Genomic DNA, 22,547 nt, shown 5'->3' with positions numbered 1-22,547 from the left:
GTGACTATAACTTCTTTATATTATTAGAATTAGTATAGTCATTTTTATTTGGTAGAATTAGAAGTTTCTTAAATATCAATTGTGTAAATGTATATTTAGAAATCAGGTTGGTTGGATTATAATGGAATAGATGAAATGGTTATCAAGTAATAATTCTTTAAAGGAGTTAACGAATATGGCTGATCAAAGTTCAAAGAGACTTTACCAAGAATTGTGGAATAGTGGAGATATTTTGCGTTCAAAAATGGATGCAAGCGAATACAAAAACTACTTACTTGGCTTAATTCTTTATAAATACTTATCGGATAAGATGCTTTATTATGCAGCTGAATTGCTTGAAGAAGAAGTTGCTGATATAAATGAAGCTCAAAAAGTTTATATTGATGCATTCAATGATCCTGAAATAAAGGAAAGTTTAATAGAAGAGTTAAAATATAATTTTTCTTTTGCTTTAGAACCAGAATTGACTTTTACAGCTCTAGTTCAAGCGATTGAAAAGGGGAAATTCCAATTAGAAGATTTAGCTCAAGGATTTCGTAATATTGAACAAAGTAGTGAGTTGTATGAAAATTTGTTTGAAGACGTAGATCATTATGCAAAAAGTTTAGGTGCAACAGCTCAGAAACAAAATCATACAATTTCTACTGTTATGAAAGAATTAGCCTCATTGGATATTGTTCATGAAGGGGACATGTTAGGATATGCGTACGAATACCTGATTGGCCAATTTGCTTCTGTATCAGGAAAAAAAGCAGGCGAATTTTATACACCTCAATCAGTTTCTAAATTAATGGCTCAAATTATTCTTCAAGGGAAAGAAAATCAAAAAGGTTTTAGTGTGTATGATCCTACAATGGGGTCCGGTTCATTACTATTAAATGTAAAAAAGTTCTCCAATGAACTTGGAACACTTAGTTATTTTGGACAAGAATTAAACACTTCAAACTATAACCTTGCACGAATGAATATGATTCTTCATGGTGTAGGTGTAGCCAACCAGCACTTGCATAATGCTGATACTTTAGATACTGACTGGCCAACGGAGGAACCAACAAAATTTGATGGTGTTTTGATGAATCCACCATATAGTGCAAAATGGTCAGCCAATGAAGAATTTTTGGATGATCCACGTTTTTCAATGTATGGAGTGTTGGCACCGAAATCTAAAGCAGACTTTGCTTTCTTATTACATGGCTACTATCACTTAAAAGATTCTGGCGTGATGGCGATTGTATTGCCTCATGGTGTATTGTTTAGAGGAGCATCTGAAGGGAAAATACGTAATATTTTGCTTGAGAATGGAGCTATTGATACAGTGATTGGTTTACCAGCAAATATTTTCTTTGGCACAAGTATTGCAACAACTTTGCTTATCTTGAAGAAAAACCGTGATAGCAAAGATGTATTGTTTATAGATGCATCTAATGATTATAAAAAAGGTAAGAATCAAAATGAATTAGATGATAAACATATTGATAGAATTCTGGATGCATATAACCGTCGTGAAGAAATTAGAAAATATGCATACGTCGCCGAGTTTGATGAAATCGTAGAAAATGAATTTAACTTGAATATCCCACTTTATGTGGATACTTTTGAAGAGGAAGAACCTATTTCTCTGGTTGAAGTCGCTCATAATATGCAAAAAACTCAAAAGCAAATTGCTGAATCAAACCGAAATTTAGGAGAAATGATTCAAGAATTGACTGGAACAACAAAAGAAGCACAAAAAGAATTAGAGCAATTTATTTCCCTTCTAGATTTTGGAATTTATCCAGGCGGTGAACACAATGAGCAATAAAATACCTCAAATACGTTTTGAAGATTTTTTTGATTATTGGGAGCAACAGCATCTATCTGAGTTGATGGATTTTTCAAATGAAATTAATGCTCCGAAGGAAGAATGTGGTGCGGAGAAAAAAAAAAATAGCGCTATGGATATCCTTGTGGATCAATCTATTACTTATGATAAAGCTGTAAATTCATTGGAAGTTGACAGTCACCCTGAATTTTACAATAAAGCGGAAAATGGTGAACTTATTTTTGTTCAATCATCAGAATCTCTAAATGAAGTTGGTTGGTCTAAAGCTGGTTTGGCGCAGAATAATACATTGAACAGCAGATTTTTTATTAGAGGAAAAAAGAAAAAAGAATTTAATACATACTTTGTTGAACTTGCTTTAAATAATAAAAATAGAAAACAAATTGAAAGGAAAGTTGTTAGAGGTACAAGGTTTAATATAAGTCGCTCAATTCTCGGTAGTGTTATTATTCTGAAACCTTCGATTGCAGAACAAGAGAAAATAGGAGGGTTTTTCCTTCAAATTGATAAAACTATTGCTCTTCATCAGTCTGAACTTGAAAATTTAAAGGAAAGTAAAAGATGTTTCCTGCAAAAAATGTTTCCTAAAGATGATGAATGTATCCCAGAATTTCGTTTTCCTGGCTTTGCGGATGATTGGGAACAGTGCAAGTTAGAATCTATCGTAGAGAGGATTACAAGAAAAAACAAGGACGTGGAATCAAAATCACTTCTAAAACTATCTGCCCCATATCAATCAGTTGATCAAAATAGGTTTCTTAAAAAGCAAGTAAAAAATCAAGATATTAGTAACTATTATTTGCTGAAAAAAGGTGAATTTGCCTATAGTAGGAGCTATTCTAATGGAAACCCTTGGGGAACAGTAAAGTGTCTGGAAATATATGGAATGAGCGTCTTATCCTCAATGTATATTATCTTTAAACCTACTTCTGTGGATTCAAACTTTTTAGTTTCATACTTTGAAACTAATCAGTGGCATAAAGATGTTTCTATGCGTGCTCCTAAAGGTATTCGAAGTGAAGGCCTACTAAATATATCAGCTAAAGATTTCTTTAATATTAATGTTAAATTACCTAAGGGTATTGAAGAACAAAAAAGAATAAGTGCTTTTTTTAAGAAACTAGATGATACTATCGCTCTTCATCAAAAACAAATAAAAACTTTAAAAGAAATTAAGGAAGCTTTCTTACAAAAAATGTTTGTGTAATAAACTATAGAACCATGGGAAAATGATGCAATTAAAAGGTGCTTTTGTAGCAGGTAGAAGCTTTTATGCGTTCAGATTTTGAAGACGCTATTAGAATAGAGATCTTATCACTAAAACAACTATAGTAGTTCGTATGGGGCGTTAATTTTTAGTGTTTTTCAAATAAGGATTGCTGCAATGTTTTGAAATATATATGAGGATGTATGTTTCTATCTATATAAAGACTAAATTAAAAATATTTGATGGAGAAAAATGCTGATTTGTTGAAGAGGTGATTATATTTTGGAGAACCAAAATAGAATGAAAATGAAGGAGAACTATGTAGTAATTGGAAATGGATTTGATTTAAGTATGGGTATGGCAAGCTCATATAACCATTTTTTAAATAATATTATAAAACAGTACCATTTAAAAACGAATGAAGATATTTATGATTTTAATAACTTATTTGTCAGGGAATTTCACGGTAGAGAATTAAATTGGTCAGACTTTGAAACAATATTTGAAACTCAAATGATCGAAATTAATGAATCCTTAGAATATAGTAAGCATGATCAACTAAAGAATTATAGAGTAAATAAATTGAATAAGGATCTCAAAGAGCTAGAAAAACTGTTTTATCATTATATCAAAAGGGAATATAATGAATGGAAAGATAAATTAGATAAAGAGAAATTACAAATAAATCCATTTTATTCAAAGTTATTTTTGGATAAAAAAACTCATATCATGACGTTTAATTTTACAAAAGTCTTAGATGATATTTTTGTGATTAACAAAATTAAAAAAGATGAAATTTATCAGTTACATGGCTCAATAGAAGATAATAATATTATTTTCGGGGGTGGATTTACTGGTAACAATGATATTTCGAAGGTTAGTTTAGAAGGATCACTAACAAACGATAAACTAGTAAGAATAAAAAAAGATTCTATATTGTTCCCTAGAAGAGAAGAGTTAATTACAAAGGTGAATCAAGCGGAAAATAATTCATTTAATTTGTTTATTCTAGGACACTCTATTATGGGAAGCGATTTTATTTTTCTGCAACCTTTTTTTGAAAAAGCTGAAAAAATTTATATATTCTACTACAATCAAGATTTTTCAGAAAAATTACAGTTTTTCATCAAACAATTAGGTAGGGAGTATGCTGAGAAAATTTATTTAGTTCCTTTTTTCGATGTATTGCACACTGATGATAGTGAAGTGGTAATCAAAGGATTAGATGAATATAACCTGGTTAAAGAAGTGTTTAATTTCCCGGTTCCTCAAGATGATGAAAGTAGTAATCTGTTTGAAGATATTCAAGTGTATAATACGAGTTTTATGCTTCAAAGCATAAAACAAATTAAAATTACTGGGACGACAAGGCTACAAAAATTATTGGATATTTTTAAAAAAATATCTCCTGAATCCATAAATTTACAAGAAAATTTTGTGATTAGTATTGCCGATGTAAATGATTCTACACTACTGTCGGAATTATTTGAAAATGTTATTTATAAAGAATCTTTAAAACAAGCTAGTAAAATTGAGATTACTAATTGTAATATAAACTGGCACGATTTTTATAATGCATTTGAAGAAAATGAATTAGAAGAGTTGGTGCTAAAAGATAATAAAGTATTATATGAATTAAATAAAAATGAGTTTGATATTTCAAAATTACCTAAACTCAAAGATTTAGAAATTTGCAAGAATGACTTTCAACATCGTAATGGGACTAACGGTGAAAAACAGAACTCAAAAAGTATTGATTTTAGAATAATATTGAAAAATCCATCGACCTATTTATATAGAATCATTGTATTAGGAAACCAAGTAATAAGAGTAGATGAAACATTATGCAACAATGGCGTAAAAAGTAAGATTGTTAAAATAGAAATAGATTCCAATGTTTCGAAATTATGTTTCCCTGAAGTGGAATATATAGAGTTGTATGGCTTGGATAGTGCTCCCTTGCCGAATATGGAATTGAGTAACGGTATTAAGAATATTAAATTGATTGACTTTGATAGTGAAAAGTTGTATATCTCAGATTTATTTAATTCTAAAGACAATAGATTGCACAAACTGCAAGAATTTGAAATTAATAATATACCTTTAAAAGAACTATATTCTAATGTTTTATATAATGTTTTTGATTATGAGCCGATATTAAAATTTAATAGTAAAGAAATAGCTTTTTCTGAAATATTAAGTGAACAAATTATTTGCATGAAAAGGAATAATTTAATGAACCTATTTATTAGTTCGGATACTGAAAAGGTGGATGAACACACTTTATCAAACACTATGATTTCAAAGAAACTTTTAATTTCAGATGGAGAAATTAAAAGTTTTGCTGACAAGTGGTATATAAATTATGGGGATTTGAAATTCTTCCTAAACAATTATAATAATAATTTAAGTCTTCAGTATCAAAATGGTTTTCAAGATTTGAAGAAAAAAGTAGATTTTAAAAAATATAAGCAAGATGGAGGAGAGATTGAGCGCTTACTATTTTATCATAATCAATTTAGTAAGGACCTAGAAGCTCTTATTGATCGTTATTCTGTAGAAGAGTTCAACACTCAAGAGAAAAAGGATATCATTTTTACATAATTTACGCAGGTCCATAAATACATGTATCTAAAGATATACACTTATGTCTAACCTTCTAACGTACTAATTGTGAATTAATTAGTGGGTATATCCAACTAAATAAATGATGCAGCAGTTTAACCCCTAGTTAAACTGCTTTTCCATTATAATAGAAGAAAAACCTAACGGAGGGAAATCCCATGCCAACCTACAACAAACTAATCCGAAACAAAATTCCACAAATAATAAAATCCAACGGAAAAACACCCACGACAAGAATCCTACCCGAAGACGAATACATAAAAGAACTCTGCAAGAAAACACAAGAAGAACTAACAGAATACATCGAAGCAAAAACAAAATCTCATAAACTCGAAGAACTATCCGACCTACTAGAACTAATCAACGCCCTAGCCGAATACGAAGGCACAACACTAGAAGAAATCAACAACATACGTAAAAAGAAAGCAAAAGAAAGAGGCGGCTTCTCAGATCGAGTATTTCTAATCGAAGTAACCGATAACTAGCCCCTCCTAAGCCCCTTACAAGCCCCTACCAAGTAATAAATCACTAAGAAAAAACATAACAAAACAAAAACACCAACAAACACCGTAGTAGGAGTCGAAAAATTTTTTGAAATAACACGCCAAAAACCCGGCCCTCCTTCCTATATATAGTACAAAGAGGAAATTTTCATTTTTGAATTAGGACGGGAGGAATTGGGATGGCGGTGTATCGTACTGTGCAGGTGAATTTTTGGCAGGATGATTTTGTTTTGGATTTGACGCCGGAGGAGCGGTATTTTTATGTTTATTTGTTAACTTGTTCGAAGACGACGCAGTGTGGGATTTTTCCTTTTCCGAAGCGGTTAGCTGAGATGGAGACGGGGTATAATCGGGAGACTGTTGATAAGCTTGTGCAGCGCTTCGTTGATTATGGGAAGATTCTTTATGATGCGGATACGCGGGAGTTATTCGTTTTAAATTGGCTTCGTTATAATCCTGTGACGAATACGAATGTGGAGAAGTGTGTGCTTCGTGAGCTTAAGGGTGTGAAGAATAAGGAGTTTGTACATATGTTTCTTCAGAAGTGCGTAGAGGAAGAGCTGAATGTTCCGATGCTTTTAGCGCATTTCGGCATGCCGAGTGATTTGGCTGTGGATGATGTCGAGCCAGTTTGCGAGGAGACAGAAGAAGAGGTTATAGAGGAAGAAACGGGAAGTCGTGTGTTTTCTTTTTATGAGCAACATTTTGGTAGTTTGTCTCCGCATACTGTGGAGGAACTGAGTGCGTGGATGGAAGATTTGTCAGAGGAGCTTGTGCTGAAGGCTCTTCAAATTGCGTATGAGAATAATAAGCGGACGGTTGCTTATGTGAAGGGGATTCTTCGTGGGTGGCACGGGAAAGGGTTTACGAAAGTGTGTGAGGTTGAGGCGGATACGGCGAGCTTTAGGAAGAAGGAGTCGTCTGTTAGTACCGGGGAGACGGAGGAGTTTTTGGCGAGGTGTGAGGAGTGGGAGAAGAATGCGCCATCTGAGGAAGAGTTGCAGCGCTTTTTAGCGGAGCGCGGGTGGCGGCCATGAGTATTCAAAATGTGGAGGCGGAGAAGACGGTGTTAGGTTCTCTACTAATTGATGGAGAGCTTATTAAGGAGTGCCGTTTGACGGAGCAGTATTTTTCTATGCCAGTACATAAGTCTATATTTCAGTTAATGCGAAAGATGGAAGAAGAGGGGCAACCGATTGATCTTGTGACATTCATTTCTCGGGTAGATCCGAAGTTTTTAGAGGGGATCGGGGGAATGGAGTATTTTATAGGGTTAATGGATGGTGTGCCTACAACTGCCAACTTCTCTTATTATGAGGGGCTTGTTCGAGGTGCGTGGAAAATGTATCAGGCTGGTGTTCTCGGGCACAAGATGGGGGAGCGTCTTATTGCGGAGAAGAGTGAGAAAGTTATCGGTGAGACGATTACGGCACTTTGTGAGTTAGAGGAGAAAGACTCTGTATGTGAGTTTGATTTGAAGGATGCGTTAGTTGATTTGTATGAGGAGCTTCATCAAGATGTGAAAGAGATTACTGGTATTGAGACTGGTTATACATCGTTAAATAAGATGACGTGCGGGTTGCAGGAAGGTGATTTTGTCGTTCTTGGTGCGCGTCCTTCTATGGGGAAGACTGCGTTTGCGCTAAATGTTGGATTGCATGCGGCGAAGTCTGGAGTGGCGGTTGGATTGTTTTCGTTAGAGATGAGTAGTAAGCAATTGTTAAAAAGGATGGCGTCTTGCGTAGGTGAAGTGTCAGGAGGTAGGTTGAAAAATCCGAAGCATCGTTTTGCGATGGAAGATTGGGAGAAGGTAAGTAAGGCGTTTGCGGAGATTGGTGAGTTACCATTTGAGATTTACGACAATGCAGGCGTTACGGTGCAAGATATTTGGATGCAAACTCGTAAGTTAAAGAGGAAGCACGGTGATAAAAAGATTTTAATTATTGTAGATTACTTGCAGCTTATTACGGGCGATCCGAAGCATAAGGGCAATCGATTTCAAGAGATTAGTGAGATTTCTCGTAAGCTTAAGTTATTAGCACGTGAATTAAATGTTTGTGTAGTAGCGTTATCACAGTTATCTCGTTCTGTAGAGTCGCGGCAAGATAAGCGTCCGCTTTTATCAGATTTAAGAGAGACCGGACAAATTGAGCAAGATGCGGATGTCATTATGCTTATGTATCGAGAGGATTATTACGATAAGGAAACAGTGCAGAAAGAGATGACGGAGATTCATGTGGCGAAGCACCGGAATGGGCCTGTGGGGAGTTTTAAGCTGAGGTTTTTGAAGGAGTTTGGGCGGTTTGTGGAGAGGGAGAAGTAGTGAGAGGAAGGTGTTTTGAAAATAGCATGTGCATGTGACCCAAAGTTGTAACGCTAATTTTATAAGTTATATAATAAAGAAAATGGTAACTAATAGTTAAGGGGGATTAGCTATTGGCAGGGAATGATATTTCTTATCATAATAAAGATATTCTGATGAAGTTTTTAAGTGAATGTTATAGGGATAAAGGGCTTGAAGCATATGGGTTAAAAGGTTATCCAAGAATAAAAGAATTGTTGCTAAATGAATTTTCGAGAGTTCGTGCAGATCAAAGGCGCTCAGATACTTTATTTGAAATGGAAGATGGTTCAATTTTAATGTTAGAGTATGAAAGTAATACCCGTTTCCTCGAAAACCATTTGAAGTATATGGATTATGCGAATCAAATTATGTATCGTTACTATAATAAGAGGAAAGAGTTACCGGATATTCGAATCGTAGTTATTTATACCAGTGAGGTAATGAATCCTATAGAAGAAATAGATGTATGTAGTATACGTTTAAATTCTAAAGCGGTTTTACTAAATGAATACAATGGTGATGCCATTCTTCAAAAGATTATTAGAAAAATGGAAGAAGGAAAATCTTTGACGGATGAAGAAACCATGAAATTAATACTTGTACCACTTATGCATAGTAGAGAGAAAAGACAAATTTTAATTGAAAAAACGATAGAAGTAGCAAAGTGTATCTCCGATGAGCAAGAACAAATTCAAGTTATTGCTGGGATTCTTGTAGCTACAGATAAATTTATTGATGAAGACTACGCGAAAAAGGTAAAGGAGTGGTTACGGATGACAAAAGTAGGTCGTTTATATGAACAAGAGAAGCAAGAAGAAATTGATAAAGCACTTTCGGCAGCTGGAATGCTCTTTAAAGGAATGAGTGTAGAAGAAATAGCTAAAAAATTAGATGTAACAATTGAAAAGGTGAAAGAGTGGGAGAAGCGTTTATCTCATTAATCGCCGGGGTAATGGCAGCGTCTGTATAAATTTATACAAAAATAGCCGAATATTTACTATATAATAGTCGGCTATTTTTGTACGGAGAAGTTGTTAGGTTTAATACGCAAATCTTTTGGTTTGCTCTTGAATATGTTCCTCATTTCCCCATAAAGAAAGACTTTCTCTCTGCAGTAATCCATTGCTGCAAGTCATCTTGGCTACGTCGGACAAGTCGATTTACTAAAACATCATGCCATACATAATCCTCTAATAAGTATATATGGACGGGGTCATCTGTATAAAAAGCAATATTACGCTCTTCAAGTGATGGTCCATAAATCATCTCTTTAGAATCTATTGATACAATAAACCAATGTTCTGTAGACAAGGTTTCTGTATAAGGTGTTATGCGATGGGCTTCTAGATTTTTAATGGGATTTTCAACATGCAGGGTAATACCTTGTATTGAAACTTTATCAGCTACTTCAGATAGATCTTCTTTTAATGCTTCATACATCTCATCCCACATTGAAATGACAATACGTCGTTCTGCTTTTTTTATTAATGCCTGACAATAGCTAATGATTGTTTGATTGTCTTTTAAAGTAATCACTCGATTATCCGTTTTTTCCTCGGAAGTTTCTAGTTTTTTTAATGAATCACTTATTCCTTCATATGTAGACTGCCATTCTGATTGCGCCTTCTGTAAAAAGATTTCAACAGGTAGAGGTGAATAGCGAGTGGTGTCATTTATTTCTTCTTTCATGACAATTCCTTTTTCTACAAGGTTACCTAAAATCTCATAAATTCGCGCTCTTGGGACACCCGAATCTTTACTCACTTGGTAGGCTGTGACAGGCCCTTGTTTAACAAGAGATACATAAGATTTAGCTTCATATTCATTGAAACCAATTTTTTTAAGCTGTTGCACTATGTAGTCCACTTTTTTCGTCCTCCGATGTTTGCTTTTATATTTCAACGTTACAATAACTGTTTACATTTAGCAAATTATTAGTTACTATTCGAATAGTGACTAAAGGGGAGGTTAATAGTATGGATTTTTATTTAGACCCATCTGTATTAATGATTTTGATTGTTTTTGGATTTGTAGCTGCATTTATTGATTCAGTTGTAGGTGGTGGTGGACTCATTGCTTTACCAGCTTTATTATTTACAGGACTGAATCCAGCAAGTGCAGTAGCTACGAATAAACTAGCGTCGACAATGGGAAGTGCAACTAGTAATATTGTGTTTTATCGTTCTGGTAATCTTGATTTGAAATCGGCGTTTAAATTAGTTCCGCTCACTTTCATAGGTTCCATAATAGGGGCATGGACCGTTCATTTAATGAATCCAGAAGTACTGAAGCCATTGATGTTGATTATGCTTGGTGCGGTCGCTATTTATACGATATTCAAAAAGGATTGGGGTAGTATTTCCACTCATAAGAAATTGTCTGGTCGACACGTCATTATTTTTACCTTTTTTATTTTTGCTATTGGTTTTTATGATGGATTTCTAGGTCCTGGAACAGGTTCGTTTTTAATGTTTTCTCTTTTATTTATTGGGTATGATTTTTTAAAAGCAGCAGGTAATGCGAAGCTTCTTAATTTAGGAAGTAATGTTGGTGCATTATTGATGTTTATGTATGTAGGGCAAGTAAACTATGCGTATGGTTTTATAATGGGGATTGCTCAAATTGCTGGAGGGATTGTTGGCTCCAAATTTGCTATAAAAAAAGGGAGCGGGTATGTTCGTGCTCTTTTCATTACAGTAACTTGTTTATTGTTAGCGAAAAATCTGTATGACTATATTCAGTAAGTAATCAAAGGACGTAGAAAAGGTCAAGATTACATAAAATATAAGAAGAAATTAGGAGGAAATTCTTTTTAACATTTTTTAGATGCTACCTTATTTGAAGATAGCATCTAAAAAAGTCTTATTAAAAAGGAGAATCTAAGTGAAAAGAATATAAACTCATATTTTTCTATGTAAAATTTCATTTGTTTTGTTTACATAATATCTTTACAATCATTTGATAAAATATATGTAACTGCATATTGTGAGGGTGGATGGTTATCCCTTCTTTCTATTCGGAAGGAAAGGAGGTGATAATATGGAGTTTTTGTTTGACCTTGTAAAAGAGTTTGTCAAAGCGACTGTGCGCGAAGTTTCAGCGTATTTTTTGCGGAAGCAACTTCTGGATAAGGACAACAAAAAACCCACTCCGCGCCGTCACAAGCAAAAGGGTGGGTTCCGCAAAAAGAAATAGCTTATAATAACCACCACCCTAAGCGGTAGCAGTTAAGGAAGAGATGTTAGCGCATCTCTTCTTTTTATTATATGCCATTTTATTTGATGTCATACTTATATAGTATTCTACGGAAAATATATCATATTCCTATTTTGTGGTCAATTTGATCCCGCTTTAACGGGCAGTAAGACCCCCACCTCAAAATTCAGTGGAAGCAAAGAAGTTAGGTGGGGGTCGGGCTGTCCGTAAAAGTCCGATTGGTGAGGGCTGATTAAAGTTTCACTTTATTGCATGATTGAAAAGGTGTAGTCTTATTTCTTTTCAAACTGAAAAATATCCCGATTAATAAGTTGATGGAGATACCTATCCATTTCAGCAGCAGAAACTTTTCTTTCACTTTTAAACCACCATGCGCTTAATGAGGTGATTGCCCCTGAATAAAATTCAATGATTAAATCATTGGGCATCGTATGATTTTTGTGCAGTTGATTTAACGCTTCTATTTCTTGTTTTCTCGTTTCGTGACTTAAATACTGTGTCCGGTTAATAAATTGTTCATCAGACATTTGTGTCTCTAATATTTTACCGATTTCTTCATGGTGTAGAAATTGTTCCATTACTTGAAATGGTTTACTTAATCGATCTGAAACTGGTATTTCAGCAATCATCTTGCTGTATCGTTTAAATCCAAATGCTAATAAAGCATCTTTATCTTCAAAGTGTTTATAAAAGGTTGTTCGGTGTACCATCGCGCGGTCACATATTTGGTTAATCGTGATCGTACTATATTTCTGTTTTGATTGCGTCATTAATTCAAATAAGGAATCCCACAGTAATTTATGTGTACGTCTAATACGTAAATCAAGTTGTTTTTCATTATCATTCATCTACACTTCTCCTTTTTTGTAGATTAAATATACAGTGGCTGAAAATTGATTCTCCCTTTTTAATCTACATATGTATATTATATTACATATGTTCAGGTATATTTAAAGTTTTTTAAGTAAGAAACAGGAGGAGAATCTGTAAATGAATATGACAACTAAGAGCCTTGTAAGTGGCAAAGTTGATACTTCTAATATGAAACATACCCCCATTTTAATTGCATTACTTTTAGGGGCAATGGTTGCGTTATTAAATGAAACATTACTTGGTAATGCGTTAACGGTATTAATGAAAGAATTTGGCGTAACGGCTTCAACGATTCAATGGCTTTCTACAGCTTACATGTTAGTAGTTGGGGTTTTAGTCCCAATTACAGCGTTACTTCAGCAATGGCTCACAACGAGACAAATGTTTTTGATCGCTATGGTAACGTTTTTAGCTGGTACATTAATTGCGGGATTCGCACCGACATTTTCCGTTTTATTAGTCGGCCGTATCGTCCAAGCTGTAGCGACGGGATTAATTACACCGTTATTAATGAATACGATTTTAATTATTTGTCCGCCTGAAAAACGTGGTGCGACAATGGGATTAATCGCACTTGTGATGATGGCAGCTCCGGCAATTGGTCCTACATTATCTGGAGTAATTGTGGATTCATTAAATTGGCGCTGGTTATTCTATATTGTTATTCCTATCGTGATCATTTCCATTATGATTGGGATGAAGTACATTCAAAATGTTTCAGAGTTAACAAGGCCAAAAGTAGATTACCCATCTATCCTTTTATCGACATTAGGATTTGGCGGGCTTGTGTATAGCTTTAGTGCATCGGGTGATTTAGGATGGTCCGATGCAAAAGTGTATGGCACTTTAATTGTTGGGCTTATCTCATTATGTATTTTTGCCGTTCGACAATTGAAAATTGAGAATCCAATTTTAGAATTACGAGCATTTAAAGTTCCGATGTTTACATTATCAGTTGGATTAATTGTCATTGTGATGATGTCGCTATTTTCAACGATGACTTTATTACCGATGTTCCTGCAAACCGTTTTACTCGTTACAGCTTTTAAATCAGGAATTATCATGCTTCCGGGAAGTGTTATTAGCGCCATAATGGGACCAATCGCAGGGAAACTATTTGATAAATTTAGTCCGAAAGTTATTATCGTTCCCGGCATTGTCTTAGTAGGAATTGCAATGTTCTTATTTAAAGGCATTACTCCTGATACATCAATGGTACAAATTATTGTCATGCATAGCGTATTAATGGTTGGACTCATGTTTGTCATGACAGCACAAACATACGGTTTAAATCAATTAACACCAGATTTATATCCGCACGGAACAGCACTATTTAGTACGTTGCAACAAGTAGCTGGTGCAATTGGTACAGCTATCTTTATTTCGAAAATGTCTTCAGGAACAACTAAGTATATGGAAAGCTCCGCAAATCCACTGGATCCAGTAGAGAAGTTAAACGGTTTAACGTCAGGGTTCCAAGGTGCATTTGCACTTGGGTTAATCTTTATTATTGTTGCATTTATCGTATCGTTATTCTTAAAAGAAGAGAAAGAAGGAGTAAAGGCAGCGAGGGTTTTACAGAACGAACATTAAGGTTTATATAAAAAAGACATCTTTCCCTAGAAAAGATGTCTTTTTTATATTTTTTTCGTAACACTTGTTTTGGGTGTCTTTATACATAAGAATTGGTATGTACAATAATTATCCTTTTTGAGAATAAGGATGCAAAGCCGTACTAATAACTAATAGTTCACCAGATGATTTAGTGACATCGTATATAGATCCTGTTATGAGAATAGGCATAGTCATGATTGTGAAGTTGTTATATTGGTATTAAATGATTTATACGTTTTTTATAGTAAAAATTAGAGACACTTCAATAAAAAGGAATTAAATATGGTACTCTTTAGTTAAGATATTTAAACGAAGACAGGGGAAATGAAGATGGACAAAAAGCTAACGTATTGGCTAGCATCTATTATAGGGGTAGTAGTACTTGCAACTGGTATGACTTATGGAATATTACAGTTTGCTGAAGTCCCAATGGGGAGTGAGGACCATGTTTTTGCAGAGGTTAATAAAGAAGACATACTATCGAATGAAGCAGAAGTGAAAGGTTCAAATGCACAACTTCACATTACAGTAACTTCTACTGAAGAAGAAGTTATTTCAGCTATGCATAGCATGACTCATCAAAAAGTAAAAGCGTGTGAAGGAAAGGGAGCAACCCCTATGTCCAAAAAGAATGCAGAGAAAGTAAGAAATATTCTAAACGGAAACAATTTCAAGAACAAAGAAGAGCTATTAGCAATTACTGAAAGATGGGCAAATAGAGATTTTAGTAAAATTGTAGAAGAACATAACTATTTTATTAAACTTCAAGGTGGCGTGATAGGTGAAGCTACAGTGATGGATAAGGTAGACGAGCAAGTATTCTGTCTCAATACTTTCGGTGATGATGTAACGGCCGCATTAATTAAATCAGGAGATCTTCAAGCGCTATAAGGTGTTTTTTCTTTGATATAAAGAAAGCCTCAAGTATTCATATACTTGAGGCTTTTCCAATTGAAAGTTAGGAATGATCCGAATTCTTTACATTAAGAACAAAGTGGAATTACTCCTAAACCAATTAATAAAGCTGCAGCAACTGCTGGAATTGGTACAGGAATTTGAATACCTTCTACAAACAAGAAATACTGACCACTTACTATTTTAAAACAAACTAATTGCATGGCTATTCCTCCCTTCTTTTAGAATTAATACATTATATTAATTTATCTATTTATTGTTATAGTTAAATTATTCATTTTTAAAAATATAGTTAATATGTGAATAGTTTTCGAAAGGACCTGCTCAATCAATGCGGAAAAACATAAGATGAAACGAATCCATTAAAATACATGAGTGAACCTTAGTTTTCTCCTCTTATCTAAAGGAGGAACTATTATGGGTTATGGTGGTAGTTGTGGCGGTTGTGGCTTTTCTGGAGGCTTTGCTTTATTAGTTGTGTTATTCATTTTATTAATCATCGTTGGAGCTTCTTGCTTCTGCTAAAAACTATTGGAAAAGACACTCATATAGAGTGTCTTTTCTTTCGTGCAAAATGATTCCTGACAATAGCCAACTGTATAAAGTATACGGTATACCTTTTCCTTATTAGGCATGTAGAATTGTAATAATTACATTAACACCAGGAGATACAAGAACTTTCTTATTTGAGGATGTTCAAGTATTACTTTCTCAAATGCTACTACAGCTAACGCTTCACCGAGTCCATTATTTATCCAACAAACAGCATATATTTGTTGTGATGAATCAAATTCATATTACTGTGAGAATAGTGACTATGGTTATTAGTAGTTATTAAAGAGGGCCTTGGCTCTTTTTTTATTTCCTTTCGACATAATATGACAATATACGAATTAATAGTTTGGTATTATTATCTAGAAATCTTACATTTATCTACAAATTATTATTGTATTTTTAGGTTTTTAAATGTAAAATATTTCAATGTAAATACATACCATTTAGGGGGATAAAGAAATTTATGAAAAAATTATTAGTTTCAGCAACAGCGGTAACACTATTAACAGTGGGGTACAGTTCTTCTGCATTTGCAGCTAAGAGTCCGAATGATACAAAAAACTGTGGCCATTTTAAAAGTCAACAAGATGCTCAAGCATTCTGGGATCAAAATGGATATGGTGTTGGAAATGATCCACACCGTTTAGATAATGATAAAGACGGCATTCCATGTGAAGATTATAAATATCCAAAGAGCACAAATACTACAACAGAAAATAAAGAAACTACTAAACCTCAAGAACAACCTAAACAAGAAAATACTAAACAGGAAAACACTAAACAAGAACCTGTTAAACAAGAAAACACTAAGCAAGAGAATTCAAAACAAAATAACCAAACAACAAATACTACACAAGAACAAACTAAGCCTCAAACAACTGCAAAAGAAACAAAGAAAAATACTAATACAGTTGTGAAAAAAGAAACAAAAAAACAAGGTGAAAAATTACCTAATACAGCATCAAACGGTGTTACAATGATGTTAGCAAGCTTAGGATTAGCATTAGCTGGTTCTGTATTAATGTTCCGTCGTAAAAAGACAAACGCATAAAATAGTTCCTTAAAACGGCAGGAGAAATCCTGTCGTTTTCAAATGGAGTGATAAAAGTGAATAAAAAACAATGGATAGGCTTATGTTTAACTGTTATTGGACTTACTATCTTTTCCTATTATTTTCTAGAATGGTATAGTGCTAGACAATCAGCAGAGTCGTTAACAACTAACGAGGCTAAACAATATGAGACCTCCACACCTTCTAAAGAAAATGAAACGCAAAACATCAATCAAACAGAGACAGAGATAAAGACTGACACTTCATTACAAGAAGAACCTGTACAAATTCCCGCTTCAAAGGTAAACCATCAGTTAGGAGATAAAGTAGCATATTTAATTATCCCTAAAATACAAAAGAAATACTCTATATATTGGGGAGCCGATGATAAAGTACTAAAAAAGGGTGTAGGTATGTTTGTTAGTGACTTAACTACTACACCATCTGGAAATGGCCATACAGTTTTAAGTGGACATAGAGATACTGTTTTTACCGAGCTTGGTCAATTAAAGGAAAATGACCAACTTATCGTGGAATATGAAAATAAAACATATACATATGAAATTAACAAGCATTGGATAACAGATTCAGAAGATCGAACAGTTATTGTAGAAAAAAGTGAGCCAACATTAACATTAACAACTTGTTATCCTTTTGACTATATAGGAGACGCTCCAGACCGGTACATAATTGAAGCATCTCTACTTTCCATTCATTGAGGATGGAAAGTCCAATACACATTAGTAAAATTAAAGTGGTTATCTAGTCGGAGAAAGGCACCTTAGGGTGTCTTTTTTTATGTAAATAAGCTGCTCATATGGAAAGTTTATTATAGTTTTTTGTTTAGCGTGATTTTTTTTCGGAATATTGGCGGCATGTCATGCTCATCAAGCCAACAGAACAGGTTGCTCCCAAAAGTTTTTTATACAAAATAACATCAAAAAATACGTCTTGAACAAGTATTAAAAAAGAAAGCTGAAGGGCAAGTATATCCTTTTGGAGTCTTTTTAAGAGAAAATGATACAATGAAGATAATATTAGGGAATTATGGGGATGATTACGTTGATTACTTTGATAAAATTTGTAGTTGGTTATGTTGCAAGTCTGTTTGCTTTTATTTTTGGATGGTTCTTAATTTCATATATTTTTAATCCTAGCTTTATTCACCCGGACGTTTTACATGGATTCATAAAAACTATCGTCACTTATGGTAGTATACCAGCTCTCATAGCTTGTTTACTTGGGGAAGTTTTATATAGGAAAATTAAACGATGTCGAGAGTTTCAATTTGGAATTCCTTTATTTATAGGACTAGCAGTTATCTATACACTTATACCATTTCTTTTTCTTTTTACTTTTACTTTTACTTTTTCACATTTCTTTGACTTCGTTGCACCTGTTATTATGGGTTCCTTAGCGTTTTATTTAGTACGTAGAAAAATATAATTCTCGTTTTGGTGCATTATAATAGCTATCTCTGAATCACTAGTTTCCAAAAGCCTTCACGCAATGATGATTGCATGAAGGCTTTTGATGTTTTCTTATTTTTTTGTCTCGTTAACCCATGTAATAATGTCCTGGATGACGTATTCGGGAACGTTAGCAGGGATTTCATATTCACTAGGGAGGCTTAATTCCCCGTCACCCTCCGTGAAGAAATGATTCAATTTCGGATATTTTTTGAACTGAACATTCCCGCGGTTTGCAAGCCCTTCTTGCCATTTTGTATATTCATCTTTTACTGTTACTTGATAATCACGTGCTCCTTGCAGAATGAGTAAAGGCTCTTTTCGTGATTTTGCCTCTTCAACTGGACGCCACCTAGAAACATCATACATAAAATGAGGTGACCCAAAATTGTAGCCAGCTGGAGGATGGTCAGGATTGAAAGTAGGATCCTGAATAAAAGCAGCCTGTCTTTTTAGTTCATCGATTTCTTCCTTTGGTTTCCCAAGGTATTGATACTGATCAATGGCAATTTCAGTCAAAGGGCGTGCAGGTGGTGCGAGTAAGATGCTTCCTCGGACAAGTGAGGAAGGTGCTTTGCTTAGTATACGCGGCATTGTGCCGGCCCCTAGACTATGTCCAAGAATGAAAATATTACTTGGATCAATGCCTTCCTGCTGCGCTACTGATTTTGCTGCATATATGGCATCATCTGTAGTATCACGGTCTAATGTAACAGGTTCTGCACTCATCTTTAATGCATGTTCTAAGGTGCGCTTTTCATAGCGCAACACTGCAATTCCGTTGGATGAAAGGCCCACCGCAATGTCTCGTAAGATTTTTGTTCCCATATATGTGCTATCGCGATCATGGATGCCAGCACCATGAACAAGAACAACTACGGGCAGTTTTTCACCACGCTTATGTTTCGGAACTGTTAATGTCGCTGGTAACGGATAGGTAGAATTTCCAATGACGATTTCACGTTCTTGATAGGAGTCAGGTTGATCATAGCTAGGATGCGGGATGGTATAAGATTCCTCGGGTGGCCTTTCTCCAATTTCATCTACTTTCCCGCCAGGTGTGAATTTAAGGAGTAGCGGTATGGTAGTTCCTTCGGTATCTGCTGGAATTTCCACCGTCTGATGGACCAAGTTTCGTTTTTTTATCACGGGGATTCCCATGCTTTTTATCCCGCTCCAACCACTTTGTGTCCACCAGTTTTGTAATGTGGTTGCTGTAAACTTGGATTGAAAAGTAGTAGACGTCAACTGTAGTGCCTCTGCATACTTACCTTGCTGGAGATATTCAAAAAATAATGATGTACGCTCCGTTAAAGAGACTAGTTTCTTTTCAGCAGATTGTTCCTCGCTTGTATCTGCGTGAATAGTTGTTGTAAGCGAGAAAGATGAAATGCCTAAAGAAAAGAGTAGGATAAAGGTAAGTGCTAATCTTTGTATTTTCTTTTTTTTAATCATGTTTTAACCTCCAATATGTGCTGGTAAAAAACAAGTACGGTAATTAGAATTCTGGTACAAAAACCTCAAAATATTTACAATTAATCTCCAAAACTTGGACACATTTATATTATTACTCTAAACAAACGTAGATTTCTCCTTTTCCACATGCATATAAACTTCAGAAATAATCTTTCTTCCTTCACTTTATATTTTGATTATACGAAGCAAAGTTCTCGTTTTTCTTACTTGATACTTACAAATTCCTTAAGTAGAGGATATTTTAAAAATGGATTTGTAGCGGTACTCCTATGTTAAGAGATAGCTTAAGGAACGAGGATTTTATTGTTTTTATAAAGAGTTGATGTTATGTTTGTTTTGTGATATATGGTGTTTTATGTATGTAGGAGGATTTATTGAAGAAATTATTAATATTGTTTTTATTAGCTACATTTTGTCTACAGATTACAGGATGTTCTAATAATATGGGTGCACTAAGGGAGAAGTCTAAAACTTCAACACTTGTGAAGTTTAAACGCATCAATAAAGGGTGGTACAAACATATGTAATAGTTTGTATCACCCTTTGTTGATGTTAAAAGTCATAAGAAAAAGGTTATAGATATTTTTCATAAAGAAAAGACACCCATATAAGAGTGTCCTTTCTAATAGTTTTTTAGCAGAAGCAACTGCATCCGATAATGATTAATAGTATAAAGAGTACAACAAGCAAAGCAAATCCTCCAGCAAAACCACAGCCTTCTCCGCAACTACCACCATAGCCCATAATAGTTCCTCCTTTAGATAAGAGGATTAAAACTAAGGGCCATTCATGTATTTTAACGGGTTCACTTTACTTTATGTTTTTAAGAATGAATGGAGTAGGTCCTTTTTTATTTTATCGAAAGTAAACTTTTAGCCAGCAGTTTATTTTCATACTATTAATTTTTATACGTATTTGGTGAAAAATCAAGGAGCTGCAAAAAAATACTATACCGAAAGTTCGGTATAGTAACGTGCATATAAAAGATCCCACTTTGCTATATCCCAAAAAGAGTCATAAAAATCTATGTTTGTTTAATTCAGTTGCAAACTACAAAACTTCTTTTTAAAGAAATGTATGTACATACAAATTATATTTTATTCCATAACTCTCTAACTTTTGTTCATGGTAGTCTGATATTGAAAAAATATAATATTTGGTACGACATCACTTTGTTTTTTCATAAAGTTTTGTAATTAAACTATAATATTGTATTTTTTTTTGTATTATTGAAATTAGTAATAATAAAATGTATTATTGAAAAGCACAATTTATAATTCAAGTAATCAGGACTATGCGCCCATTATAATTTGAACATTCAGAAATTATAATATTGTCTAAAAATGAGGTGAGATTCATAGAAACAGTACATATTAAATGGTATGGAATGTATAGTATAAATGATTTTTATAATAGGGAAGAAGCTTCTAAGAAGGGGATATTTGCAATCTCTAGAGTATGTGCTAAGAGTGTAACATTGCTATATATAGGACAAACCAAAAGAAGCTTTATACAAAAGATAAGGGAACTTAATAAGGAGTGGCCTTTCGATGAGAGCGAATTAAAGATTACATTAGGAATAATAGAATTTCCTAGTGGTGAAATTTACTCTGAAAAGAAGGTAAAAGAGATAAAATCCCTTTTGATTTTACGACATACCCCATTAGAAAACGAAACATCTTTATTATACTATAGAGGGAAATTTAATTTAAAAATTATAAATAAGGGAAGAAGAGGTTTAATTGTTAAAAAGCTTTCTACAGGGGATCTAATATGGACATAATTGGAATCACCTTTGAATAAAATTGAAGGTTTCTTAAGTGCAGAAGCTTATCAATTTTTAATGTATTAAACTATTTTGAATAACATATGTCAGATACTTGAAAAAACACAAATTTTATTATGATATGAAATCCTGTATGGAAAGTGTAGTTTATTTCTATTGTTTAATAAAAATATTAAGAATTTTAGGGATAATACATAAAGAGTAGAGGAGAAAGTAAACACGGAGGTTTGAAGAATGGGACAAGTAAGCAGATTTCAAGAAAAACAACAGAATCGTCGTCAAAAGGCAATTTTTAATATTGCATTTACTTTGGTATTAGTGACAGTTGGTATAGTGACATACCAATTGTTTACCCCTTCTAATACATCAACGAAAGCAATTGCTCAAGAAAAGAAAGCAACAAAGATAGAAGAGAAGAAAACTGAAGATAAAGAAACAGCAAAGATAGAAGAGAAGAAAACTGAAGATAAAGAAACAGCAAAGATAGAAGAGAAGAAAACTGAAGATAAAGAAACAGCAAAGATAGAAGAGAAGAAAACTGAAGATAAAGAAGCAGCACAGCTAGAAGAGAAATCAAAAGCAGAAAAATCGGTAAAAACAAACGGAAATGAAAATAATGAGGAAGAAAAAGCGGCATCTCAAGAAAAGGGTTCTCAAACTAATCCTTCTTGGAAGCCAATTGGTACCGAGCAAGGAGCAAAACCTGAAATGAAATTTAAAGAAGGAACAGTAGATTGGAGTGAGATGAAAAAAGCAATTTCTTATGCTGTTGATGTTCCAGAGAGCCAATTGATTTTCGATTTTATTGGGAATAATGGTAATAATAAAGCATACGGTAATGTACGAGATAAGCAAAATAATAAAAAATATAAGGTTAATATTGATTGGGTAGAAAATCAGGGGTGGAAACCAGCATCTGTTCAGGTGGTAAGATAAATAATAGAAATGTAATGATGTAAATCAGCTGTCCATATGGGCAGCTGATTATTTTTTTGCTTAGCTTATTTTAAAAAAAATGCTGGTGGTACCTCGTTGAGAAATATGAATCAAATCTATATTTTGTTTTATTTACCTCACTATTTTATCCATAA

23 protein-coding genes and 1 pseudogene are annotated in these 22,547 nt (G+C 33.9%); 19 read left to right on the top strand and 5 right to left on the bottom strand.

Annotation, left to right across the window (positions count from 1 at the left end; all coding sequences use genetic code 11):
* The first annotated feature begins 175 nt into the window (after positions 1-175).
* From ACYFX0_RS09380 to ACYFX0_RS09350, 7 genes are all read left to right on the top strand, one after another.
* Positions 176-1,801, top strand: coding sequence for a type I restriction-modification system subunit M (locus ACYFX0_RS09380; RefSeq protein WP_460270329.1), 1,626 nt, complete (start codon positions 176-178; stop codon positions 1,799-1,801).
* Positions 1,791-3,029: a restriction endonuclease subunit S gene (locus tag ACYFX0_RS09375; RefSeq protein WP_460270327.1), complete on the top strand. Its 1,239-nt coding sequence runs from the start codon at positions 1,791-1,793 to the stop codon at positions 3,027-3,029. Before ACYFX0_RS09380 ends, ACYFX0_RS09375 begins: the two co-directional genes overlap by 11 nt.
* Positions 3,030-3,311: 282 nt before the next feature.
* Positions 3,312-5,633 (top strand): AbiH family protein, encoded by a 2,322-nt coding sequence (locus tag ACYFX0_RS09370; protein WP_460270325.1) that lies wholly within the window; start codon positions 3,312-3,314, stop codon positions 5,631-5,633.
* Positions 5,634-5,812: 179 nt separating this feature from the next.
* Complete coding sequence (locus tag ACYFX0_RS09365; protein WP_460270323.1) at positions 5,813-6,139, top strand: nucleoside triphosphate pyrophosphohydrolase; 327 nt, start codon at positions 5,813-5,815, stop codon at positions 6,137-6,139.
* Between the two features lie 197 nt (positions 6,140-6,336).
* Positions 6,337-7,194, top strand: coding sequence for a DnaD domain-containing protein (locus ACYFX0_RS09360; protein WP_460270321.1), 858 nt, complete (start codon positions 6,337-6,339; stop codon positions 7,192-7,194).
* Positions 7,191-8,480, top strand: coding sequence for a replicative DNA helicase (gene dnaB / locus ACYFX0_RS09355; RefSeq protein ID WP_142318569.1), 1,290 nt, complete (start codon positions 7,191-7,193; stop codon positions 8,478-8,480). The genes ACYFX0_RS09360 and dnaB overlap by 4 nt, the downstream gene beginning before the upstream one ends.
* A gap of 113 nt (positions 8,481-8,593) precedes the next feature.
* Positions 8,594-9,442: an RpnC/YadD family protein gene (locus tag ACYFX0_RS09350; RefSeq protein ID WP_000908110.1), complete on the top strand. Its 849-nt coding sequence runs from the start codon at positions 8,594-8,596 to the stop codon at positions 9,440-9,442.
* 139 nt (positions 9,443-9,581) lie between these two features.
* Here ACYFX0_RS09350 and ACYFX0_RS09345 read toward each other — a convergent pair whose 3' ends face one another.
* Entirely contained in the window at positions 9,582-10,367 is a 786-nt protein-coding gene (locus tag ACYFX0_RS09345; protein ID WP_098900001.1) for a TrmB family transcriptional regulator, read from the bottom strand.
* A 110-nt stretch (positions 10,368-10,477) separates the two neighbouring features.
* Here ACYFX0_RS09345 and ACYFX0_RS09340 point away from each other — a divergent pair, with 110 nt between their 5' ends.
* Both ACYFX0_RS09340 and ACYFX0_RS09335 read left to right on the top strand, forming a co-directional pair.
* Entirely contained in the window at positions 10,478-11,245 is a 768-nt protein-coding gene (locus ACYFX0_RS09340; RefSeq protein WP_000348456.1) for a TSUP family transporter, read from the top strand.
* Between the two features lie 295 nt (positions 11,246-11,540).
* Positions 11,541-11,696: a hypothetical protein gene (locus ACYFX0_RS09335; RefSeq protein ID WP_000394753.1), complete on the top strand. Its 156-nt coding sequence runs from the start codon at positions 11,541-11,543 to the stop codon at positions 11,694-11,696.
* A 293-nt stretch (positions 11,697-11,989) separates the two neighbouring features.
* Here ACYFX0_RS09335 and ACYFX0_RS09330 read toward each other — a convergent pair whose 3' ends face one another.
* On the bottom strand, positions 11,990-12,565 hold the full coding sequence (locus ACYFX0_RS09330) for a TetR/AcrR family transcriptional regulator (protein ID WP_106103830.1): 576 nt from the start codon (positions 12,563-12,565) through the stop codon (positions 11,990-11,992).
* Positions 12,566-12,707: 142 nt separating this feature from the next.
* On the opposite strand from ACYFX0_RS09330, the gene ACYFX0_RS09325 reads away from it, so the two are divergent.
* Both ACYFX0_RS09325 and ACYFX0_RS09320 read left to right on the top strand, forming a co-directional pair.
* Positions 12,708-14,183 carry an MDR family MFS transporter gene (locus ACYFX0_RS09325; protein WP_106103829.1) on the top strand — a complete coding sequence of 492 codons (1,476 nt, stop codon included), beginning with the start codon at positions 12,708-12,710 and terminating at the stop codon, positions 14,181-14,183.
* Between the two features lie 351 nt (positions 14,184-14,534).
* Entirely contained in the window at positions 14,535-15,095 is a 561-nt protein-coding gene (locus tag ACYFX0_RS09320; protein ID WP_000358712.1) for a PRK06770 family protein, read from the top strand.
* Between the two features lie 92 nt (positions 15,096-15,187).
* On the opposite strand, the gene ACYFX0_RS09315 is transcribed toward ACYFX0_RS09320, so the two are convergent.
* Positions 15,188-15,322, bottom strand: a complete 135-nt coding sequence (locus ACYFX0_RS09315; RefSeq protein ID WP_001177693.1) for a hypothetical protein — start codon at positions 15,320-15,322, stop codon at positions 15,188-15,190.
* A gap of 214 nt (positions 15,323-15,536) precedes the next feature.
* On the opposite strand from ACYFX0_RS09315, the gene ACYFX0_RS09310 reads away from it, so the two are divergent.
* The 5 genes and pseudogenes from ACYFX0_RS09310 (at position 15,537) to ACYFX0_RS09290 (ending at position 18,171) form a co-directional block, all read left to right on the top strand.
* Positions 15,537-15,644, top strand: a complete 108-nt coding sequence (locus ACYFX0_RS09310) for a YjcZ family sporulation protein (RefSeq protein ID WP_000540375.1) — start codon at positions 15,537-15,539, stop codon at positions 15,642-15,644.
* A 493-nt stretch (positions 15,645-16,137) separates the two neighbouring features.
* Complete coding sequence (locus ACYFX0_RS09305) at positions 16,138-16,725, top strand: excalibur calcium-binding domain-containing protein (RefSeq protein WP_086396969.1); 588 nt, start codon at positions 16,138-16,140, stop codon at positions 16,723-16,725.
* A gap of 56 nt (positions 16,726-16,781) precedes the next feature.
* Positions 16,782-17,444 carry a class D sortase gene (locus ACYFX0_RS09300; RefSeq protein ID WP_106103828.1) on the top strand — a complete coding sequence of 221 codons (663 nt, stop codon included), beginning with the start codon at positions 16,782-16,784 and terminating at the stop codon, positions 17,442-17,444.
* A 186-nt stretch (positions 17,445-17,630) separates the two neighbouring features.
* Positions 17,631-17,753: pseudogene (locus tag ACYFX0_RS09295) on the top strand (GNAT family N-acetyltransferase); the annotation flags it as partial.
* 25 nt (positions 17,754-17,778) lie between these two features.
* Positions 17,779-18,171 carry a hypothetical protein gene (locus ACYFX0_RS09290; RefSeq protein WP_106103827.1) on the top strand — a complete coding sequence of 131 codons (393 nt, stop codon included), beginning with the start codon at positions 17,779-17,781 and terminating at the stop codon, positions 18,169-18,171.
* Between the two features lie 95 nt (positions 18,172-18,266).
* Here the strand turns inward: ACYFX0_RS09290 and ACYFX0_RS09285 are convergent, their stop codons facing one another.
* Positions 18,267-19,649, bottom strand: a complete 1,383-nt coding sequence (locus ACYFX0_RS09285) for an alpha/beta hydrolase family protein (RefSeq protein ID WP_460270316.1) — start codon at positions 19,647-19,649, stop codon at positions 18,267-18,269.
* Between the two features lie 395 nt (positions 19,650-20,044).
* Between ACYFX0_RS09285 and ACYFX0_RS09280 the strand changes: the two genes are divergently transcribed.
* The gene (locus ACYFX0_RS09280) at positions 20,045-20,197 is read left to right on the top strand and encodes a hypothetical protein (protein ID WP_000734746.1); all 153 of its coding nucleotides are present in this window, start codon (positions 20,045-20,047) and stop codon (positions 20,195-20,197) included.
* Positions 20,198-20,303: 106 nt separating this feature from the next.
* On the opposite strand, the gene ACYFX0_RS09275 is transcribed toward ACYFX0_RS09280, so the two are convergent.
* The gene (locus ACYFX0_RS09275) at positions 20,304-20,414 is read right to left on the bottom strand and encodes a YjcZ family sporulation protein (RefSeq protein WP_000540371.1); all 111 of its coding nucleotides are present in this window, start codon (positions 20,412-20,414) and stop codon (positions 20,304-20,306) included.
* A gap of 604 nt (positions 20,415-21,018) precedes the next feature.
* Here ACYFX0_RS09275 and ACYFX0_RS09270 point away from each other — a divergent pair.
* Complete coding sequence (locus tag ACYFX0_RS09270; RefSeq protein WP_002100802.1) at positions 21,019-21,453, top strand: hypothetical protein; 435 nt, start codon at positions 21,019-21,021, stop codon at positions 21,451-21,453.
* 237 nt (positions 21,454-21,690) lie between these two features.
* The gene (locus tag ACYFX0_RS09265; protein ID WP_460270313.1) at positions 21,691-22,392 is read left to right on the top strand and encodes a YrrS family protein; all 702 of its coding nucleotides are present in this window, start codon (positions 21,691-21,693) and stop codon (positions 22,390-22,392) included.
* Positions 22,393-22,547: the final 155 nt, after the last annotated feature.

The sequence above is a fragment of the Bacillus sp. NEAU-Y102 genome, from assembly GCF_054788175.1.
This window is presented reverse-complemented; position numbering and strand designations above follow the sequence as displayed.

Bases quoted from the DNA above. Each gene is read 5' to 3' on its own strand.
- ACYFX0_RS09380 (WP_460270329.1), top strand. From the start codon at position 176: ATGGCTGATCAAAGTTCAAAGAGACTTTACCAAGAATTGTGGAATAGT.
- ACYFX0_RS09375 (WP_460270327.1), top strand. From the start codon at position 1,791: ATGAGCAATAAAATACCTCAAATACGTTTTGAAGATTTTTTTGATTAT.
- ACYFX0_RS09365 (WP_460270323.1), top strand. From the start codon at position 5,813: ATGCCAACCTACAACAAACTAATCCGAAACAAAATTCCACAAATAATA.
- ACYFX0_RS09360 (WP_460270321.1), top strand. From the start codon at position 6,337: ATGGCGGTGTATCGTACTGTGCAGGTGAATTTTTGGCAGGATGATTTT.
- dnaB (WP_142318569.1), top strand. From the start codon at position 7,191: ATGAGTATTCAAAATGTGGAGGCGGAGAAGACGGTGTTAGGTTCTCTA.
- ACYFX0_RS09340 (WP_000348456.1), top strand. From the start codon at position 10,478: ATGGATTTTTATTTAGACCCATCTGTATTAATGATTTTGATTGTTTTT.
- ACYFX0_RS09335 (WP_000394753.1), top strand. From the start codon at position 11,541: ATGGAGTTTTTGTTTGACCTTGTAAAAGAGTTTGTCAAAGCGACTGTG.
- ACYFX0_RS09330 (WP_106103830.1), bottom strand. From the start codon at position 12,565: ATGAATGATAATGAAAAACAACTTGATTTACGTATTAGACGTACACAT.
- ACYFX0_RS09325 (WP_106103829.1), top strand. From the start codon at position 12,708: ATGAATATGACAACTAAGAGCCTTGTAAGTGGCAAAGTTGATACTTCT.
- ACYFX0_RS09320 (WP_000358712.1), top strand. From the start codon at position 14,535: ATGGACAAAAAGCTAACGTATTGGCTAGCATCTATTATAGGGGTAGTA.
- ACYFX0_RS09315 (WP_001177693.1), bottom strand. From the start codon at position 15,322: ATGCAATTAGTTTGTTTTAAAATAGTAAGTGGTCAGTATTTCTTGTTT.
- ACYFX0_RS09310 (WP_000540375.1), top strand. From the start codon at position 15,537: ATGGGTTATGGTGGTAGTTGTGGCGGTTGTGGCTTTTCTGGAGGCTTT.
- ACYFX0_RS09305 (WP_086396969.1), top strand. From the start codon at position 16,138: ATGAAAAAATTATTAGTTTCAGCAACAGCGGTAACACTATTAACAGTG.
- ACYFX0_RS09290 (WP_106103827.1), top strand. From the start codon at position 17,779: ATGATTACGTTGATTACTTTGATAAAATTTGTAGTTGGTTATGTTGCA.
- ACYFX0_RS09285 (WP_460270316.1), bottom strand. From the start codon at position 19,649: ATGATTAAAAAAAAGAAAATACAAAGATTAGCACTTACCTTTATCCTA.
- ACYFX0_RS09275 (WP_000540371.1), bottom strand. From the start codon at position 20,414: ATGGGCTATGGTGGTAGTTGCGGAGAAGGCTGTGGTTTTGCTGGAGGA.
- ACYFX0_RS09265 (WP_460270313.1), top strand. From the start codon at position 21,691: ATGGGACAAGTAAGCAGATTTCAAGAAAAACAACAGAATCGTCGTCAA.